The organism is Streptococcus sanguinis SK355, from assembly GCF_000212855.1.
GTDB lineage: Bacteria > Bacillota > Bacilli > Lactobacillales > Streptococcaceae > Streptococcus > Streptococcus sanguinis_A.
This window is the reverse complement of record NZ_GL890993.1, coordinates 759835-778213: the sequence shown is the minus strand read 5'-3', so window position 1 is coordinate 778213 and position 18379 is coordinate 759835. Positions and strand designations below refer to the sequence as shown.

Below are 18379 nucleotides of genomic sequence, written 5' to 3'. Positions count from 1 at the left end.
TCCGTTCTTCATTCGGGCTGCTATCTCTTTTGTCTGATGCTTTCCCTTTCAACTTTCCAATTTGAAGAAAATTTTGTTATAATGCTTAGCAGAGGTGAAAATATACATGAAAAAAATTGCTTTTGATTCAGAACAATACTTAAACCTGCAGCGCGACCATATCTTGGAGCGCATCAATCAATTTGAGGGCAAACTTTACATGGAATTCGGTGGTAAAATGCTGGAAGACTTCCATGCTGCCCGTGTCCTGCCAGGTTATGAGCCGGACAATAAAATCAGACTGCTTAAAGAGCTCAAAGACCAAGTTGAGATTGTCATTGCTATCAACGCCAACAACATTGAGCACTCTAAGGCACGTGGCGATTTGGGTATTTCCTATGACCAGGAAGTTCTGCGGCTGATTGATACCTTTAATGAACTGGATATTTACGTGGGATCAGTGGTCATCACCCAGTATTCCGGCCAGCCAGCAGCTGACCTTTTCCGCAGCCAGCTGGAAAAGAATGGCATCGCCTCCTACATCCACTACCCGATCAAGGGCTATCCGACCGACATGGACCATATCATCTCACCTGAAGGTATGGGGAAAAACGACTACATCAAAACCAGCCGTAATCTAGTCGTTGTTACCGCACCTGGTCCTGGTTCTGGTAAATTGGCTACTTGCCTATCCAATATGTATCACGACCAAATCAATGGCATCAAATCAGGCTACGCCAAGTTTGAAACCTTCCCAGTTTGGAATCTGCCCTTGCACCATCCGGTCAATTTAGCCTATGAGGCAGCGACGGCAGACCTCGACGATGTCAACATGATTGATCCTTTCCACCTGCAAACCTACGGAAAAACCACAGTCAACTACAACCGTGATATTGAAATTTTCCCAGTACTCAAACGTATGCTAGAGCGCATCCTTGGAAAATCACCTTATGCATCCCCAACGGACATGGGCGTTAACATGGTCGGTTTTGCCATTGTAGATAACGATGCAGCTATCGAGGCATCTCAACAGGAAATCATCCGCCGCTACTACCAGACTATTCTGGACTTCAAGGCAGAGCGCGTTTCTGAATCTGCTGTCAAGAAAATCGAACTCTTGATGAACGACTTGGGCATTACACCGCTGGATCGTAAGGTAACAGTTGCTGCGCGGGCCAAGGCTGAAAGCACTGGCGAGCCAGCTCTGGCCTTGGAATTGCCAAGCGGTGAAATCGTAACCGGTAAAACCTCTGAACTATTTGGTCCTACGGCAGCTGTATTGATTAATGCCATTAAGAAATTAGCCAATATTGCCAAAGAGACCAAGCTGATTGAGCCTGAGTATGTCAAGCCAATCCAAGGCCTGAAAATCAATCATCTGGGCAGCCGCAATCCGCGTCTTCACTCCAATGAAATCTTGATTGCTCTAGCTATCACGGCCATGGAAAATCAAGATGCGGCAAATGCCATGCAACAACTCGGCAATCTCAAGGGCAGCGAGGCCCACTCCACTGTCACTCTGACAGATGAAGACAAAAACGTCCTGCGTAAGTTGGGCATCCATGTAACCATGGACCCCGTTTACCAGTATGATCGACTCTATAGAAAATAAAAACAAGCTCTGTTAAAAGCTTGTTGAGGAAGCTGGCTCTGCCAGCTTTTTTTGTTAATAACGCTTAGACAAGAGAAAGCGCAAAAGATAGTAAAGCCCCAAAACCAGAATAATGTTCAAGGTCAGAAACTGATTGAGACTTAAGATGATTGGGAAAATCATGGACAGGACACTCAAGCACGCTGCCAGCAGCAAAAGGATATTGAAAAGCAAAGTACGAGTCTTTTCGTCAATCATGCGATTGCGCTCATCAGTCACCTGAATGTAGAGCTTATCAAAATTTTCTTCCCGTCTTAAGGCCAGATTATACCGAATGGTCATCAAAGAAAGCCCCAGCAGTATGCCGACCATGACTCCTTCCTGCTGATCATCCAGAGAATGAAAATGGCTCCAGGCCAGTCCTAGCAAGATGATAAAGATTAAGATACGCCCCACGATAACTTTCCTTTGAAGTTTTTTCCGAAATTCTTGTTTCGTTAGTGTTTCCATATCAGCCTCCTATTTTTCATACGCTTGAAAAATTTTCAAGATCACTACAATTAGAATAATTCCCACAAAAGGCAGGATTTCCTTAGGGATAAAATTGGTGGTGAAATGGAAATAAGATAAGCCAACCACCACCAAAATAGCCAATAGCCATTTACACAAATAAGTCCATTTCATGATTCATCCTCCTCAAAGAGAAAAACTTCTTCAATCCTTAAATTGAAAAAGGATGCAATCTTATGAGCCAAAAGCAGCGAAGCATTGTAGCGCCCCTTTTCCAAAGAAATAATCGTTTGTCTCGTGACCTCTAGCTTCTCAGCCAACTCCTCCTGGCTGAGCTTTTTTCTTTTTCGTAATTCTTGAATTCGATTTTCCAAGGCTGCCTCCTTTTCATAATGTAAAACAAACTTTACTTTTCAAATATAGTATAGTCTCCTTTACATCTTTTGTCAAGAAGAAAGCGGCAAAAAAGAGGCTGGGACAAAAGTCCTAGCCTCTCAATTGTCTTTGGATTGTCGAGCAAGACGCAGTGGTTGAGTGGGCTCTATTACGCTGATTTCATCAGCTTTTACAGCCCTACTCAACTGTGCGGAGGCGGGACGACGAAATCGAATTCTAACGAATTACCGATTTCTGTCCCACTCTCTTTTATCATCTTTATTGATTTCCTTTGTTATTTGCCTTTTAAAGCTACAGTCAACTCGACACAGGCTCCTCCTTGGTCTGGATTGAGCAGGGTCAGACGACCACCGTGCAAGAGAGCTACCTGCTTAGAAAAGGCTAAGCCGATACCATGATGGGGATTAGCTGAATTGCGGCTTTGGTCACTCTGGTAAAAGAGCCGTTCCGCTCCCAGCAGCATCTCCTCTGAAAATGAAGGGCCGTTGTTCCAGATAGCAAAAACCAACTGGTCCTGCTGAACTGATACCGTCAGCTTGACTTCCTTTTGATCCTGGTCAGCATGTTCAAGCGCATTCAGTAAAATATTGAGCAAAGCCCGTTTGAGATAGTCCAAATGAATCGACAAAATCAGACTAAGAGCACAATCTTCTTGGAGATAAAAACGATAGCTTTCCTGTTTGCTGAACAGTGCCCAATCGTCCTGGAGATAAGCCAAAAAGTCCTCTAAGGAAAGCTGACTGAACTGATTAAAATCAATCTGAAAGGTCTTAGCATAATCAATCAAAGAGCCACAATACTCTTCCATTTTGTGACTAGCCTGCAAAATCTCAGTAGCATAGTCTGCCTGTGGCTGACCCAACTGCGCCAATTCCAAGAGCTCAGCATTCCCCTTAATCACAGTTAGGGGCGTCTTCAAATCGTGCGATGTCGCTGATAGCTGTAAAATCAACTCCTGATTATGCTGCAGCTCTCTTTCTAAAAGACGAGCATTTTCTTGGTGGCTGCTCCGTAAATCGCTGTAGACTTCTAGCATTTCCTCAATCCGAAAAAGCTGACTTTGATTTTCTTCTAAAAGCTTCTCGCTCTTTAGCATTTTTATTTCCCTATCGATTTTTCGGAGCAATTTCAAAATATGATAAAAAGTAATCAGCAGCAAGCTCCCTGCCCAAAAGAACAAGGTGAAAAGAACGTGATTACTTCCTTGCGTAAATTCGTAGCCTATAAGCACAAAAATCAAAACATGGAAAAAGACGATTTTTAAACTGGTTGTCCAGACTAGGCTTTTGAAATTTCGGGTTCTAATTGCCATCTATAGCCTACTCCTCTCACTGTTGCGATTGATTGCAGCCCTTCTTGTTTGCATTTTTGGCGAATCTGATATACGTATTCTGAGATGGAGCGAAGCTGTGTTTCTGAGCTTTCTGGGTAAAGCAAGGTATGCAGGCGTTCAACTGAAAAGGTCTGCTTGGGATTGCTAGCTAGTAAATGTAGCAACTTAAACTCTCGCTCTGAAAATTTCAAGACTTTACCAAAACAGGCAACTTCATAGCGCTCTGGATAAAATTGACAAGAAGCAATTTCAGAATATCGCTCCTCACGTCTTTCCTCCCGCCTAAGATGAGCTCTGACACGCGCCAGCAATTCTTTGGTTCCAAAAGGCTTGACAATATAGTCATCTGCTCCGCGAAAGAGCCCTTCCACCTTGTCCGCCTCCAATTCCTTAGCCGTCAGAAAGATGATTGGACACGAAAGATGAGGACGAATGTAGGAACACAGCTCAAAACCATTAACAGGCTCCATCATCACATCCAGCAGAATCAAGTCATATCCGACAAAATGCGTCAGCTCTAGGTCTTCTATCCGATCAAGCGTCGTCACATCATAAGCATCGAGCTCTAGGACGTTTTTCACCAACTTCAAAATGCTCCGGTCGTCATCAACCACCAAAATACGATACTGTCTCATAATTTCCATTATAGCATACCTCTAGCGAACATCTCGTTTCAAGGTTAAGAATATAGCAGAGCTCCAAACCAAAGCTAACCATAAAAGCTGTATTCCCAGCCCTGAGAGATCTATTGAATGCTGAAATCCTTCATACTCAAAAAGATTTAGCGTAGCCAGATCGGGCAGGTATTTTGCTTCCTTGATAAAAGTTGCCAATAAACGGCTGAGGCCAATCAAGAGAGGAAAGAGCACCGACACCGGCACAACCCAAGATTGAAATAGCAAAGCGAGGCCAGCAGTTAAAAAAGCCAGAAAAATATTGCTGAGAAGACCAAAAGAGCTGTAATAGAGGAATTTCCCCAGTAAGGACCAACTAAAGCTTAGGTCAAATCGAGCCAGCATAACAAAGAAACAGCTACTTATAATGACACTATAGAGAACCAAGAGCAGCAAGGCCAGAAAAAGGAATTTCCCAGCCAACCAAGCCTTTCTATTTGATACGGTTAGAAAATTCGTTCGCATCCCTGATTTGACAAACTCCTGGGCAAAATAGAGGGAAGTAAAGATGACGATGACAGGCTGTGCCAGATAGAGGGCATGCAAAGCCTCACTCAGAGCCTTTGTTTGGCCAACTGCTGTTTGACTGTAGTCAAGATTCATCAGAAAAAATGGAACGACTCCCAGAGCCACCAAGGCTGCACCAAGAGCGAGATAGTAAGAACGGAACTTAATCCATTCACTTCTAAGCAGAGCTTTGATCATCAGTAGCGCCCTCCTAAATCCGTCTTCAAAAAGCGCAGAGAGGTCATACCGCCGATGACTAGTAACCATGCGCCTAGTATCAACAGCCCTTGCAAGGGATTGTTGGCATATTGGGAAGTTGGCGTTGCAGTAAACAACTCTCCTGCTGGCTGTGGCAAATAAGCTCCCCAACTCGTGTGAGCTGCCAGGTAGTTTCCCAGATTATAGATTTGGGGTACGAGAAAAAGCAGAGGTACTAGCATGGTCCGAGCCAATAAACCTAACAAAAACGAAAGGATTCCCAATAAGGTCAGAGATAAGGTTTTCCACAAAATCAGACTCCAAGCCGCCTGATTGAGCAGAATCGGATCAAGCCCCTCCTTTCCTAAAGCCAGATGCATGGCCATATAACTAAAGTAAATTGATAAAAAGCTAGTGGCAAGAGAAAAGCAAGTAAAGGTCATGAGTTTACCCACAAGCAACTTCAGGCGGTTATTACAGGTCAAGAGGCTAGTTCTCAAGCTATGAGACTGAAATTCCATAGCTCCCAAAATTCCAGCTAAGATGACCAAAACCATGCCCGCCATAGAGGCTCCGTTGAGACCCAGATATTCCAGCGGGTCAATGGCTTCTGCCAGACCGGGAACCGTCTCAGGTGTGGCATCCAAGCCAATAGACAAATACTGTCGGCCCTCCAGCCAGGATACGACAGGCACCAATAGCAACATAAAGGCCAGACTCACTTTGAAAGCCTTGGTTGAGCGGATTTTCAACCATTCTGAATACAATAAGGACATCGTTTCTTTCATCTTAAACCTCCTCTGTCAAATCAAAGAAGAGATCTTCTAGACTGTCTGAATCTTGCAGCACCTCTTCCAATCGTCCCTGCTCAATAATTCGCCCATGATGAATCAAGACTACATCATCTGTCACCATTTGTACCTCTGATAGGATATGAGAAGATAGAAGTACCGTTTTCCCTAAATCAGCCTGCCGACGGATGAACTTTCTAAACCACTTAATCCCACTTGGATCTAGTCCATTAGTCGGCTCATCTAATATAAGAAACTGAGGATCACCCAGCAAAGCTGCTGCTAAACCCAACCGTTGACCTTCCCCCAGAGACAGGCTTGACAAGAAGTCCTTCCTCTTATGAGCGATTCCAGTCATCTCCAAAACCTCATCAATCCGAGACTTGGGAATAGCATTACTCGCCGCAATAATTCTCAAGTGGTCATAGACCTTTCGATTTGGCAGACCGCCAATGCCGTCAAAGGCTGCACCTACCGTTCTGAGCGGATAAGTCATTAACTGATAAGTTCGCCCATCAAAAGTTGCAGTCCCTACTGTTGCTCGATCTAACCCCAAGAGAATCCTCAAGGTCGAGCTTTTACCAGCACCATTTGGACCCAGAAAGGCTGTAATCCGACCGCTTCTAGCTGTAAAAGAAATATCTTCTAAAATCTGCTTGCTGCCATGCTTTTTGCAGACTCCTTCTATTTTCACTGTATGTTCCATACTGAACTCCTTTTGATTTTTCTTTAGTATACAGGGGTAAGTTCAGAGAAACTTCAGACAATAAAAAAACTTGCCTTACGACAAGCTTCTTTTCTCATTTTTCAACCTCATCCCAGAGTTGGCGGATGCTTTTTTTCTGTACTGGATCGACAAAGTGTGGCGCGATTTCCACCAGAGATTGCAAGACAAAAGCTCGTTCAGCCACATAAGGATGAGGAACAATCAAGTCCGGACTATAAAACTCTTCTTGTCCTATGTAAAGAATATCCAGATCAATCACACGCGGTCCCCATTTGATCTCCCGCACGCGCCCTAAATCAGCTTCGATGGCCAAGAGCGTCTGCATTAACTCCTCAGGATTGAGCCAAGTCTCAACTTCAACAACTTGATTGAGGAACCGATCCTGCTCAACGCCACCCCAAGGCTCTGTCTCGATACGGCTTGATGCTTGCAAAACTCTTATATTTTGTTCTGCCATTTTTTCCAAAGCCGCATCCAAATTGGCAGCTGGGTTGCCTTGATTGCTGCCCAGAGCGATAAAGGCTTTCAACTTTCGACGTACTAACTTGACTGAGCAAGTCTCTAAAGGCAGCGGCACCGGTGCCCAAGGTTTTTTGACCTCCAAACTGACCTTCTGCACCAAAGGATGAGTCAGAAAAATCCGATCAATCAACTTGTAAGCCAGCGTCTCAATCAAGTCCTCCTTGCTTTCCTGACACCAGTGGGTCAAATCCTGAGCTAATTCTCCATAGTGGATAGAAGCTGTTAGGTCGCCTGTTTTGGCAGCCCGAGTCATATCATAGTCCAAAATCAGATCCAGCACAAAACGCTGGCCCAACTCCTTCTCTGCTCCAAACAGACCGTGATAGGCATACACTTCCAAATCCTTAATGCGCAGTTGATCCATTTTCTTATCCTTTCTGATTCAAGTTTCTGCATTTCATCCTTAATAAAACTACTTGGCCTTTCCTAACACGCTCCACCACTGATAAGATCAATGTCCCATCAGCTTGTAAGCTTCATTTTTTAGGTCCTTATCCGTCGCTAAAACGCCACGCGCCGCTGTAGTAACTGTTGCAGTGCCAGGCTTTCTGACTCCTCGCATATTCATACACATATGCTCAGCTTCCACCCAGACCAAGGCCCCCTGAGCACCCAGATAGTCCATCAAGGCTTCAGCAATCTCTACGGTCAATCGCTCTTGAATCTGTGGTTTCTTGGCATAAACCTCTACTGTTCGGGCCAGCTTGGACAAGCCTGCTACCCGACCATTAGGCACATAGGCGATATGAACCTTCCCGTAAAATGGCAGGAAGTGATGCTCACACATGGAATGAAAGAAAATATCCTTCTCCACTACCATATTATTGTCAATGATTTCAAAAGACTTGGCCAGATGCTCCTCAGCCGTCTCACCCAGCCCAGCAAAGATTTCCTGGTACATCTTGGCAATGCGCTGTGGCGTCTCCTGCAAACCTTCGCGGCTTCCGTCTTCTCCAACCGCCTCAATAATCTGGGCTACAGCTGCTTCAATTTTCTTCGTGTCCATATATGCTCCTATGTTCATTTTTATTTTTTGATAATTGACTTGACTGAGAAGGACGCTCGGCCAAATCTAACTTGCGATTCTCAAGGATTGATTTTCTAACCTGAGCCAGAAAATAAAGAGAACCCGTAATCAGCAAAAGCTCATCTGACTCATGCTCTACAGCAAAATAATCTGCCAAATAATCCGGCCATTCTTTGTAAGACAGACCTTGCTGCTCAGCCAAGGCTTGCATGCTCTCTTTAGAAAAACTCCGCGGATCAGCAAAGGCTGTCAAGCTTATAGCAGCTTTGGGAATCTTTTGCAACAGCTCCACCATATCATCCAAGGCCTTGGTTTGGATACAAGCAAATAAAATGTGCTTTCTATACGTCGGATAATGCTGGTCCAATGTCGCTGCTAGCGGCCGAAGGGCATGGGGATTATGGGCTCCATCCAGAAGGATGAGCGGCTGATCCGATATCCTTTCCAAACGCCCTGGCCACACAGCAGCAAGCAAGGCCCTCTCAACCTCTTCTTTTGTTAAAAAGGGCAGCGACTGCAGCTGACAGTATAGGTCACACAAGTGCAGAGCCAATCCAGCATTGTCCGCCTGATGCAGTCCCATCAGAGCTGTTTGATAGGAGTCTTTGACCCGATAGGCATTCGAAAAGGAAAAGCACTCCCCCTCCTCTGACTCTTGATGTTCCACTTGATAGTCTTGAGACCAAGAAAAGTGAGGAGCATCTTTTTCAGCAGCCTTTTGCTCGACTACTGCCAGAGCCTCCGGCTCCAACCTACCGGTCACAAGGGGAACTCCAGGCTTGATAATGCCTGCTTTTTGCTGGGCAATAGCCTCTAGACTGTCACCCAGCAGGGCCACATGATCCAGACCGACTGTCGTGATTGCAGTCAGCAAAGGCTGACAGACATTGGTACTGTCCAAAAGCCCACCCATGCCGACCTCGATAATAGCCACATCCACCTGCTGCTGGACAAAATAATCATAAGCTAGAGCAGTTACAATCTCAAACTCAGTCACTCCCTGTAAACTAGAGTCAGCCGCATGCTGGGCCAAAAGCTCTTGGTAAATAGAAAGCAATCGCTGAAGGTTTTGGTCGGAAATCGCATTGCCATTAATGGCAATCTGCTCATTGTAGCTGACTAGATAAGGAGAGGTAAAGGTTCCGACGCACAGACCTCGCACCTCCAAAAGTTGGCGCAGATGGGCAATGGTTGAACCCTTGCCATTAGTTCCTGCAATATGAATGACTGGTAGCTGCAAATGCGGATTCCCCCGCAGCTCCAGCAAACGCTCCATCCGCTCCAAGCCAAAATTGGGACTGGCTGTCCGATAGGCTTCCAGCCAGCTTAAATCAGGTAATTCTTGTTTTTTCATCTTACTTGTACTGACCTAGATTGAGATCTTCTGTCTGCTGTGCTAGACGAATAGCATCGCCAACGGCAGCAGCCATCCGGTGCTTAGCCACTTCGTGCACTCTGACAACTTCAACGCCTCTGCTAGCCGCAAGGGTAGTCAGATGGGCTGAAGCTGTATCACGGTTTTCGAAGCCTTCCTGAGTCTCAGGATTGACCTCAAAGCCGTTTTCTTCTAAGATACTAACGAGAAATCGCTTACGAGAAACCCCAAGAAAAATAGGGAAACCAGCCTGATGGAGACTTTCCAGCTCCTGCAAAAGGAGAAGATTCTCACGCTTTGTCAAACCGAAACCAATCCCTGGATCCAGCATGATATTCTCACGCGAAAGGCCAGCGTTTTCGGCCACCTTCAAAGATTTCTCAAAACACTTCCACATGAGTTCTGCAATCGGCAGCTCTGCAAAAAGAGACAATTCTTCCTTGCTAAAAGCAGGGGCAAAGCCAAATTCTGGGAAAATCCTTGCACTGGCATGTTGAGGACGAGCCATCACTGGATTAAACATGACAATGACTGGCGCACCATATTTCGCAGCAGTCTCTGCCATCTTTTGATCACCCAAAAGACCTGTAATATCGTTGATGATATCTGCACCCGCAGCCAAAGCCGCTGCAGCCACTTCCGACTTCCAAGTATCCACAGAAATCAGAATATCACTTTCCCGACGAATAGCTTCAATGACTGGCACCACCCGCTCTATCTCTTCTTGAATAGCTACAAAATAACTGCCTGGCCGAGTAGACTCACCACCAATATCCAGCATATGAGCTCCCTCAGCAATTAGCTTTCTAGCCTGAGCCAATGCCGTCTCAACCGTGTTGTAGCGTCCGCCGTCCGAAAAGGAATCCGGCGTCGCATTGATAATGCCACAGAGGCCCGTTCGGCCATCTGGAGCAATTGCTTTTAGATTCACCATTTGACTTTCATCTCATTTCTATTTGCTGCCCTGCTCTTCAACAAAAAAGGCACACTCATCTAGTGTACCGCAAAGCTCTCAGCAGATGCAGCATCCAGTCCTATGAACTGCACTCGACTTCACAAGAAGACCCTATTTAGCCCCTTGTTTCATTTACCATTTTACCATAATTCTTCTATTTGACAAAACACTTTCTAAAAGCAAAAGGGTAAAAGGCTGAGAATAATCATATTTCGGAGAATATGGGCCAGCATAGACAGCTCCAAACGCCGAAAATAAGGCCTGAGTAAATGAGCAAAGACCAGTCCAAAAACCAGATAAGACAGAAAACACAGAGTTTCCTGAGGATTTTTCGCAAGAGAAAAGCAGAGCAAACCTAGTGCAATCCCCCAGCTCTTCCGATAGCGAAGAGGGAAGTCCCTACCAACAAATTTCGGTGCTACAGGGGATAAAACGGCGATGTCAATCCCCAGAAGCAAAAGAGAAGATGACAGAAAACTCTCCGTCAGCATCTGCTCTACCGCCTGTCCTGACTGTACCTCCTTGCCACACAGCAGAAGAACCCCCGCAGCATTGACCAAAATCATCAAAAAATACAAGAAAAGCAAGTGTCGATAGTTGCTTGACTGACGCAGAGAACCTTTGATTTCCTGCAGTTCTCTGGAAAAATAAAAGGCACAACAAAAAAGCAACCCCAGCAAGCCCACCATAAAAAGCAGATTAGCCTGACTAAAGACCAAGCGATGAGGAATTGGATGAATCATGAGGAGCAGTCCCGTCTGAGTCAACATAGCTAGCAATAACAATTGAATGATTTTTTCTAATTTCAGCATATTCTCTCCATTCTTCTCTTATCATTATAGAAGAAGTAAGAGCAAGCTGGGAGAAATCCCCTCAAATGTTCTAATTTGTGCCTCAAATGACAAAAAAAGCAGATATTCTCTGCTTTCTTACTTGTTCACCAAACCTGTCAGTATCATGATGAGTACTGCAACTCCATTTCTCAGCATGTGTGCCAAAATAGACATTTCCAAACGCTTAAATATGTAAGCAACTGCAGCTAAAACAGCACCCATACCTGCATATATAACAAAACTGCCGATGTTGGTCGGACTATGAAAAAGACCGAAAAGAATCACTCCTACAACCAATCCCCAAACATAATGCTTGGTAAAAATCTTCTGAGGAATCAAGCCGCGAAAGACCACTTCCTCCAAGATAGGGGCCTGAATCACAGCTCCTACCACTAATAAAATTTTGGGTACATGCTGAAATAAAGCATTCAAGGCATCCTGATTGGCAGTGGATATGGCCTGACCTTCCAGCAGCATAATAATTGCTCCCAACATGTTGACACCAATCATGACAACATTAGAAACGGCTAACCAACCCAACGAAGACCATTTGAAGAAGCTAAAGTCAAGGCTCAGCAGTTCTTCTTGCTTCGCCATTCGCAAAACAAAAAAGATAATCAAAAGATATACCACCAGCACAAAGATAGTCTGGCCAGCTGAAAAACTCTTCTCAGAAGCAGTCATCTGTCGGATAAATATAAATGGTATCTGGCTGAGAAATAAGACAAACAGAGTCAGTAGGATGTACTCTAATTTTTTTAGAATTGCTTTCATATCTTCCTCCTTTTCCTTCCTAGTATAGCTCAATTTACTCATTTTGTATAGACAATTCTTAACTGCAGGCATCTTGAATATCAAGGGGTGGGAACTAATACAGATAATGACTATGAGATAGAATCGCTCAATGTTTTCAGGGCCAACAACCAAGAAAATTCTTTTTTAACGCATACAAAAAGCCCAGTCAAACTGAGCTTTTAGATTTTCTTAATTTATTGATTTTTGAAACGTTCAACATCACGCGCAATGACCAACTCTTCGTCAGTCGGAATAACCAAGACTTTGACCTTGGCATCAGGACTGGAAATCACCCCTTCTGCACCATACACATTCTTTTCTGGATCCACGTTACAGCCAAACCACGAGATACCTTCAACAACCAATCTACGAATGGTTACAGAATTTTCACCGATTCCTGCGGTAAAGATGATAGCATCAGCTCCATTCAAAACAGCAAGATACTGACCAATATATTTCTGAATCCGGTCTACAAAAATGTCGTTAGCTAATTGAGCCTTGGCATCACCTGCCCGCATCGCTTCATGAATATCGCGCATATCACTAGACTTCTCAGAAACGCCAAGCAAGCCAGATTCACGGTTCAAGACGCGACTAATATCTTCTGGAGTATTAAAGTCATCCGTGTATTGCATCAAGTAAGGAATAATAGCTGGGTCAATATCCCCTGTACGCGTTCCCATCATGACACCGCCAAGTGGTGTGAATCCCATAGAGGTATCTACAGAAACGCCCTTGTCAACTGCTGTGATGGAAGCTCCGTTACCGATATGGCAAGTGATAAGCTTGAGTTCTTCAATCGGACGTCCCAAAACTTTAGCAGCTTCCTTGGCTACATACTCATGGCTGGTCCCGTGAGCTCCGTACTTGCGAACCTTATTTTCAGTGTAGTATTTAGTAGGAATCGGATAGCGATAAGCTTTTTCCGGCATAGTTGTATGGAAAGAGGTGTCAAAGACTACCACGCTGGTGATGTCTGGCAGAATTTCTCTAAAAGCACGGATACCTGCAGCATTAGCCGGATTATGCAATGGAGCTAAAAGAGACAGCTCCTCTACCTTTTGAATCACTTCTTCATCAACGAGAGCTGAATCCTTAAAGTATTCACCGCCAGCCACAACACGATGGCCCACACCGGTAATCTCATCATAAGACTCAATGATATTAAAGCGTTTCAAATCATCCAGCAAAATTTTTACGGCCTGCGTGTGATCTTCAATATCAAGAACCTGCTTCTCTGACCGACCGTCAAACTTCACTGTTGAAATAGAATCTTTGAGACCAATCCGTTCCAGCAAGCCCTTAGCCAATACTTTTTCTTCCGGCATCAAATAGAGTTGCCATTTTAAGCTTGAGCTTCCTGCATTAATAGAAATTGTTTTCGACATTTCTTCACCTCTTTAAGCGTTTTCAAAATCATTATATCAAAATTTTGTTTGAATTTCACTATCTTTGTACCAGTTTTGAAAACTTTGGCGGAATTTAAACATTTCATCATGATCCTGCAAATCCCGCAGAGGATAGATAAAAGGCTGAACGTTGTTAGCTTCTTGCTTCCTCAAGACAAAAAGAGTTTTGGCATGCTTGCTGCTTGAGAAAATCGACTCTGGCAAGGTTATCATCGCAATAAACTGAGCCTTGGCCAAGAGCCATTTTTTCAGAAGAGGAGCTTGAGCGCTAGTCAAGAGGTCATTCGGCGCCAGAAAAATAGCATAACCACCTGGCTTCAGATATTTGAGCGACTGCTCCATTAGAAGATGATGGGCATAAGTGTGCTCATCCGGACTAGCCACCTCATAGCGGGAGGCGATACTATCGTCTGGATAATAACCGACCGGTAAATCACTGATAATGATATCACTCTCTTTCAGAACCTGAGGCCGAACTGCATCCCCCTGAGCAAAGTGAGCCTTAGAGTTCGTAACCTCCGCAATACTGGCAGAAAGGTCAATTAATAAATCATCTAGTTCCAGACCCAGATAGTCAATCTTCTTTTGGGTATGATTGAGAATAGTCTCAGCCAAATTTCCAGTTCCACTGCCGATTTCTAATACATCAGCTTCCTCTCCGTGAGCTAGCTGATCCAATAAGAAAGTAATCAGAAAACCAATTGTATCAGGAGTGAACTGATGATTGACCTGCATGGGCTCCGTCTGGGCAGCCTTCATCAGAATAAACTGATAGGCTCTCCGCCATTCTTCTTTGGTCAAATGCAGAGCACGGATTTTTTCATCGTTGGTCAGAACTTCTTGTAAATCAGTATCCCCATCTAGGTAAATGCCGTTCTGCTCAATCAGAGCATCGTAAAAATTGGTCGCCAGAGCGTTTTGGATATTCTGGACGTTTTCGAGAATCAGAGTATAAGCTTGTTCTATCTTTTCAAAATTCATGGAATCCTCCGTTTATCCTATCATACCAAAAATAAGGCCCCATTCCAAGATATATAAAATTACAAAGATTTTACAGTTATATTAGTCCGACTTACCAGCTTCGTCCGAAATCGCTTTCTCTTTTTTGTCAGTTGCTTTCTTGTCTTCCTTTGCTTTATCCTCATCTTTCTTAGAAGTACTAAAAGTAAAAGAATAGGAATGCCCGCTGCTGAACTGACTGCTGATTTCCAGTTCCTTCCCTTTCTTACGGTAGATCGCCTTTCCTTGCTCAAACTCCATCTCACCGCTATCATCCTTGGCTGTAGCTTTTGTCAGAACTGCCATTGCATAGGCTTCCGTCCTTTCCCTGTTGAAAAGTCGCAAGCGCTGACTGCTGACTTGACGATTGAGATAAAACTGCAGGAGCAGGCTAAAGACTGCAGCCATCAGCAGCGCATACAGTAAAATACCAGCCTCAACTTTCTTCTTCCACACGATAGACGAACTCCCTCTCTAAGCCTTTTTCAAAGCGAAAATGAAGATGGACAAGCTTACCGTCCTGACGGACGTCAGCTGCTTCTAAACCATAAATCATCGGCTGGTAGCCGCGACCGCTCTTATCTGTTTTACGGAAATCATCGCCCTTAGATTTACCAAAGGCCAAGTCCCTGCCATCTTGTCTGATGTAGATTTTATTGTCTTCTACCTTGTCAAATTGACTTCGCGAAAGCTCCGTCTCCAGTTGGTCGGCAAACAAAAGCCACTCTTGCTGTTGATTGTTCTCCTGCTGATGCAGTTCTGAAGATATGAGCTGGGTCATGGCCTGAAAGACTAACACCCCGCCACTGAGAACCAGCAAGGCTACTAAGGCCTCCAAGAGGGTAAAAGCCTTGACTTTAAGGTTTTTGGACACGGATAACTACCTCCCCTTCGTGATAGACCAGCAGCTGCTTATCTGTCTTAAGCTGACGCACAGCAATTCCATTGATATGAAGCTCTTCTTGTCCTGTTTGCAGGGCCATACGAGCTACCCGAAGCACCTCTTCCTGCTGCAGAAGGATCTGCTGCTCTTTACGAGACCGGCTAATCTGTCCCAGAAGCAGACTGGCAATAGCCGCAAAAACTGCCATAGCCACCAGAGCTTCCAGCAGAATGCTAGCCTGAAGCTGTCGTCTTTTTAAACTTTCCATTGCCCATATAAAGCTGGTAAACAACTGTCCTGTCCTCCGTCTGAAAAATAATCTTGCTGAGTGATGAATTCCCACCAGCCCGGTCAAACAGAATGACCTGCTGCTCATGTTCCTGCAAAGTTTGCGAAAAATCCAGCTCTTGATAGCCATTGGAAATCTGCCGTCCTGAAATCTCCAGAGAAATCTTCTCATGCCCAGCCAAGCTTAGGCTCTGCGTCTCCTGATAGAGCCTCTCAAACTCTAAAAAGAAGAGTTGCTCTTGAACCTGATTGAAGCCAGCCCTGACCGAGCCAGATAAGCCTAGTAGTAGAAAACTAACGACAAAAAGAACGAGGAGACTTTCCAGCAGTGTAAAAGCCTTAATTGGCAACCGCTTGAGTTTCGCCACTGTGTTTTCCATAGTAAGCCTTATAAGAATCTGCCTGTTTCTGGCTGATATTTCCTGCACTGACTAGCTTGCTCAGGCTAGCCTTTTCATTGGTATTCTTCAGTTCATACAGCTCCGCCTGGCTTTCTACCACCTTGACCACCGCTGCAGTTCCTGTATCTGAAACAGCATCTTTTTGCTTGGTCAGATTAGGCACAAAGAGCAGCAAGAGTACGCTGATAACCAGCAAGACAATCAGCATTTCCACAAGGGTGAATGCTTGAACTTTTAAGGTATTAAGTTTTTTCATTACAAATGAACCTCCATATTCTGATAAATGGGCAAGAGCATTGCCGCATAAAGTAAAACAATCACTAAGGCAACAAAAATAAATACTAGGGGCTGAATGAAATTCATGGCCCGGTTGATACGTAGGAAAAATTCCTCCCAAGTCTTTTCAGCATAGACTTCCAGCTCACTGCCTAGCTTGGACTTAACCTCACCATACTCGATCATCAGGGACAATTCTTTCTTAAAGAAAGGGTAACTTGCTGCCTTGTCCGCATAGCCCTGACCACCTTGTAATGCAGCAGCCATATCTTCTCCGATTTCTTTAAAGAGCTGGGAAGGCTGCTCCTGCATAATCGCAAAAATCTGACTCAGTTCCAAGCCCTGACCAATCATATTTCCCCATTCACGAGCATAATAAGCGGTCAAGTAAGCCTGTACCAAATGTCCAAAAAAGGGCAGAGCTGCTAGTTTACTGAAAAAACGAATCTTGGATGACTTTCGATAGTAAAAGAGAGCCACTGAAACCAAGACAGCTAAAGCAAGGCTGCTCCACAAAAAGATCTGAGGCAGGTGATTAATCAGCCGAGTAGCTAGATTCTGGCTGTCCAATTGAGGCAGAAGATAGTTGCGCAAGCCCAGCATGATAAGAACCAAAAAGCCCAGCAGCATGAGAGGATAGGTTCCTACCTCTATCAATTTTTTCTTAACCTTGGACAGATTTTCCAGATAGGCCTCAATTTTGCCCAGACTTAGAGTCAGATTGCCATGCAGCTCAGATAAGGACAGCTGGGTTACAACACTGTCGGAAAATCCCAGTCGACTGACAATCTCTGAAAAGGACTGACCAGCTGACAATCCTGCCCGCATTTCTGCCACATAAGCCTCCTCCAGCAAGGCACTTCGCCTCAGAAAGTCTACAATCTCTGCTAGGTGAAAACCACTGCTGAAGAGATTATGAAAGAGCTCAATAATCTTTTTCTGCTTAGGCGTAGATAATTTTTTCGGTCTGCTTTTGCTCAGCACTGATATGTCCTTCTGCAAAAAGCTGATCAATCTGCTGATTCCAGACTGCGGCTTCGTGCTCTTGATAGTTTTGACTGACAAAATCAACGACACCTCCTCCCCCAATTAAACGCTGGTAACAAACACCTTGCAGCACCATTCTTAGCTCATCCTCGCTAACACCCAATTCCAAAAGCCGCTCATAGACACCTCGAACACTCTTAGCATGAATCGTTGAAAAGACCGTAGCTCCAGTCAAACTTGCCCGAACCACTGCCCTAGCTGTCTCTCGATCACGGATTTCCCCGATAATCAAGAGATCCGGTCGATGTCGCAGAGACAGCTTAATCAGACTATCATAAGTCATGCCAATGGTTTCGTTCAGCTGCAGCTGCAGCATAGCCTCTTGCTTAATCTCAACCGGATCTTCAATCGACATAACCTGCTGACCAGAAAATTTAAGCTGAGCCAAATGGTACATCAAGGTCGTCTTGCCACTGCCGACTGGGCCTGAGAATAGATAGAGGCCGCGAGCCTGAATTTTCTTGCGCAGCTCCGGCAATTGCTCAAACCAAAAGCGCAGCTCCCTGTCTTCATCATGCAAGAGCCGGATGACCAGACTTTCAAAACCACGATAATCACCAACTGTTGACAGCCGGATTGAAACCTTGGCTTCCTCACAGTCATAATCGCAAGACCCAAGCTGACTGCGGCGCTTCTCTCCAACATTCATACCTGCGACAAACTTAAAGTGGCTGATAACAGCTGACAGAAGCTCAAAATCATAAGTCTTTATAAAGCGACGTTCATCACCAATTCTCATATAAAGCTCATAGCAAGTGCTCTTAGGAATGAGGTAAATATCCTGCGCCCCTTCTTGCCGAGCTTGCCTGATCATTTCTTTTGCAATTTCTTGAACCATATATCCTCCTCATCTTACTATTCGC

Annotated in this window: 24 protein-coding genes; 1 reads left to right on the top strand and 23 read right to left on the bottom strand. The window is 44.7% G+C overall.

The genetic code is table 11. The annotated features are described in order from the left end of the window. The first annotated feature begins 106 nt into the window (after window positions 1-106). The gene (locus HMPREF9389_RS07410; RefSeq protein ID WP_002928953.1) at window positions 107-1591 is read left to right on the top strand and encodes a DUF1846 domain-containing protein; all 1485 of its coding nucleotides are present in this window, start codon (window positions 107-109) and stop codon (window positions 1589-1591) included. Window positions 1592-1645: 54 nt separating this feature from the next. Here HMPREF9389_RS07410 and HMPREF9389_RS07415 read toward each other — a convergent pair whose 3' ends face one another. The 23 genes from HMPREF9389_RS07415 to comGA form a co-directional block, all read right to left on the bottom strand. Next, window positions 1646-2080 carry a hypothetical protein gene (locus HMPREF9389_RS07415; RefSeq protein WP_002928951.1) on the bottom strand — a complete coding sequence of 145 codons (435 nt, stop codon included), beginning with the start codon at window positions 2078-2080 and terminating at the stop codon, window positions 1646-1648. A gap of 9 nt (window positions 2081-2089) precedes the next feature. Next, window positions 2090-2254, bottom strand: a complete 165-nt coding sequence (locus HMPREF9389_RS12140; protein WP_002928949.1) for a hypothetical protein — start codon at window positions 2252-2254, stop codon at window positions 2090-2092. Next, the gene (locus HMPREF9389_RS07420; protein WP_002896748.1) at window positions 2251-2454 is read right to left on the bottom strand and encodes a helix-turn-helix transcriptional regulator; all 204 of its coding nucleotides are present in this window, start codon (window positions 2452-2454) and stop codon (window positions 2251-2253) included. Before HMPREF9389_RS07420 ends, HMPREF9389_RS12140 begins: the two co-directional genes overlap by 4 nt. Window positions 2455-2750: 296 nt before the next feature. Continuing rightward, window positions 2751-3788 carry a sensor histidine kinase gene (locus HMPREF9389_RS07425; RefSeq protein ID WP_002928947.1) on the bottom strand — a complete coding sequence of 346 codons (1038 nt, stop codon included), beginning with the start codon at window positions 3786-3788 and terminating at the stop codon, window positions 2751-2753. Beyond that, a complete protein-coding gene (locus HMPREF9389_RS07430) occupies window positions 3755-4453 on the bottom strand; it encodes a response regulator transcription factor (RefSeq protein WP_002928945.1) in 699 nt (232 codons plus the stop codon). The genes HMPREF9389_RS07425 and HMPREF9389_RS07430 overlap by 34 nt, the downstream gene beginning before the upstream one ends. Before the next feature lie 12 nt (window positions 4454-4465). After that, window positions 4466-5188, bottom strand: a complete 723-nt coding sequence (locus tag HMPREF9389_RS07435) for a hypothetical protein (protein ID WP_002928944.1) — start codon at window positions 5186-5188, stop codon at window positions 4466-4468. Next, window positions 5188-5976, bottom strand: a complete 789-nt coding sequence (locus HMPREF9389_RS07440) for a lantibiotic ABC transporter permease (RefSeq protein ID WP_002928943.1) — start codon at window positions 5974-5976, stop codon at window positions 5188-5190. The genes HMPREF9389_RS07435 and HMPREF9389_RS07440 overlap by 1 nt, the downstream gene beginning before the upstream one ends. Before the next feature lies 1 nt (window position 5977). Beyond that, window positions 5978-6685, bottom strand: a complete 708-nt coding sequence (locus HMPREF9389_RS07445) for an ABC transporter ATP-binding protein (RefSeq protein ID WP_002928938.1) — start codon at window positions 6683-6685, stop codon at window positions 5978-5980. A gap of 94 nt (window positions 6686-6779) precedes the next feature. Then, complete coding sequence (folK, locus tag HMPREF9389_RS07450) at window positions 6780-7592, bottom strand: 2-amino-4-hydroxy-6-hydroxymethyldihydropteridine diphosphokinase (protein WP_002928936.1); 813 nt, start codon at window positions 7590-7592, stop codon at window positions 6780-6782. Between the two features lie 87 nt (window positions 7593-7679). Continuing rightward, window positions 7680-8234, bottom strand: a complete 555-nt coding sequence (folE, locus tag HMPREF9389_RS07455) for a GTP cyclohydrolase I FolE (protein WP_002896758.1) — start codon at window positions 8232-8234, stop codon at window positions 7680-7682. Further along, window positions 8215-9609, bottom strand: a complete 1395-nt coding sequence (locus HMPREF9389_RS07460) for a bifunctional folylpolyglutamate synthase/dihydrofolate synthase (protein ID WP_002928934.1) — start codon at window positions 9607-9609, stop codon at window positions 8215-8217. The genes folE and HMPREF9389_RS07460 overlap by 20 nt, the downstream gene beginning before the upstream one ends. A gap of 1 nt (window position 9610) precedes the next feature. Further along, a complete protein-coding gene (gene folP, locus HMPREF9389_RS07465; RefSeq protein WP_002928931.1) occupies window positions 9611-10564 on the bottom strand; it encodes a dihydropteroate synthase in 954 nt (317 codons plus the stop codon). Window positions 10565-10758: 194 nt separating this feature from the next. Further along, window positions 10759-11397, bottom strand: coding sequence for a type II CAAX prenyl endopeptidase Rce1 family protein (locus HMPREF9389_RS07470; RefSeq protein WP_002928930.1), 639 nt, complete (start codon window positions 11395-11397; stop codon window positions 10759-10761). Between the two features lie 117 nt (window positions 11398-11514). Next, window positions 11515-12264 (bottom strand): CPBP family intramembrane glutamic endopeptidase, encoded by a 750-nt coding sequence (locus HMPREF9389_RS07475; protein ID WP_002928929.1) that lies wholly within the window; start codon window positions 12262-12264, stop codon window positions 11515-11517. Between the two features lie 143 nt (window positions 12265-12407). Beyond that, a complete protein-coding gene (locus HMPREF9389_RS07480) occupies window positions 12408-13601 on the bottom strand; it encodes an acetate kinase (RefSeq protein WP_002928927.1) in 1194 nt (397 codons plus the stop codon). 36 nt (window positions 13602-13637) lie between these two features. Further along, on the bottom strand, window positions 13638-14603 hold the full coding sequence (locus HMPREF9389_RS07485) for a class I SAM-dependent methyltransferase (protein WP_002928926.1): 966 nt from the start codon (window positions 14601-14603) through the stop codon (window positions 13638-13640). 81 nt (window positions 14604-14684) lie between these two features. After that, window positions 14685-15077, bottom strand: coding sequence for a competence type IV pilus minor pilin ComGG (comGG, locus tag HMPREF9389_RS07490; RefSeq protein ID WP_002928923.1), 393 nt, complete (start codon window positions 15075-15077; stop codon window positions 14685-14687). Next, window positions 15058-15495, bottom strand: coding sequence for a competence type IV pilus minor pilin ComGF (gene comGF / locus HMPREF9389_RS07495; protein ID WP_002928922.1), 438 nt, complete (start codon window positions 15493-15495; stop codon window positions 15058-15060). Before comGF ends, comGG begins: the two co-directional genes overlap by 20 nt. Further along, on the bottom strand, window positions 15479-15772 hold the full coding sequence (gene comGE, locus HMPREF9389_RS07500) for a competence type IV pilus minor pilin ComGE (protein ID WP_002928921.1): 294 nt from the start codon (window positions 15770-15772) through the stop codon (window positions 15479-15481). The genes comGF and comGE overlap by 17 nt, the downstream gene beginning before the upstream one ends. Next, on the bottom strand, window positions 15738-16172 hold the full coding sequence (comGD, locus tag HMPREF9389_RS07505) for a competence type IV pilus minor pilin ComGD (protein ID WP_002928920.1): 435 nt from the start codon (window positions 16170-16172) through the stop codon (window positions 15738-15740). Before comGD ends, comGE begins: the two co-directional genes overlap by 35 nt. Beyond that, the gene (comGC, locus tag HMPREF9389_RS07510) at window positions 16132-16449 is read right to left on the bottom strand and encodes a competence type IV pilus major pilin ComGC (RefSeq protein ID WP_002896769.1); all 318 of its coding nucleotides are present in this window, start codon (window positions 16447-16449) and stop codon (window positions 16132-16134) included. Before comGC ends, comGD begins: the two co-directional genes overlap by 41 nt. Further along, complete coding sequence (comGB, locus tag HMPREF9389_RS07515) at window positions 16449-17483, bottom strand: competence type IV pilus assembly protein ComGB (protein WP_268869287.1); 1035 nt, start codon at window positions 17481-17483, stop codon at window positions 16449-16451. Before comGB ends, comGC begins: the two co-directional genes overlap by 1 nt. Continuing rightward, window positions 17413-18354, bottom strand: coding sequence for a competence type IV pilus ATPase ComGA (gene comGA, locus HMPREF9389_RS07520; protein WP_002928918.1), 942 nt, complete (start codon window positions 18352-18354; stop codon window positions 17413-17415). Before comGA ends, comGB begins: the two co-directional genes overlap by 71 nt. Between the last annotated feature and the right edge of the window lie 25 nt (window positions 18355-18379).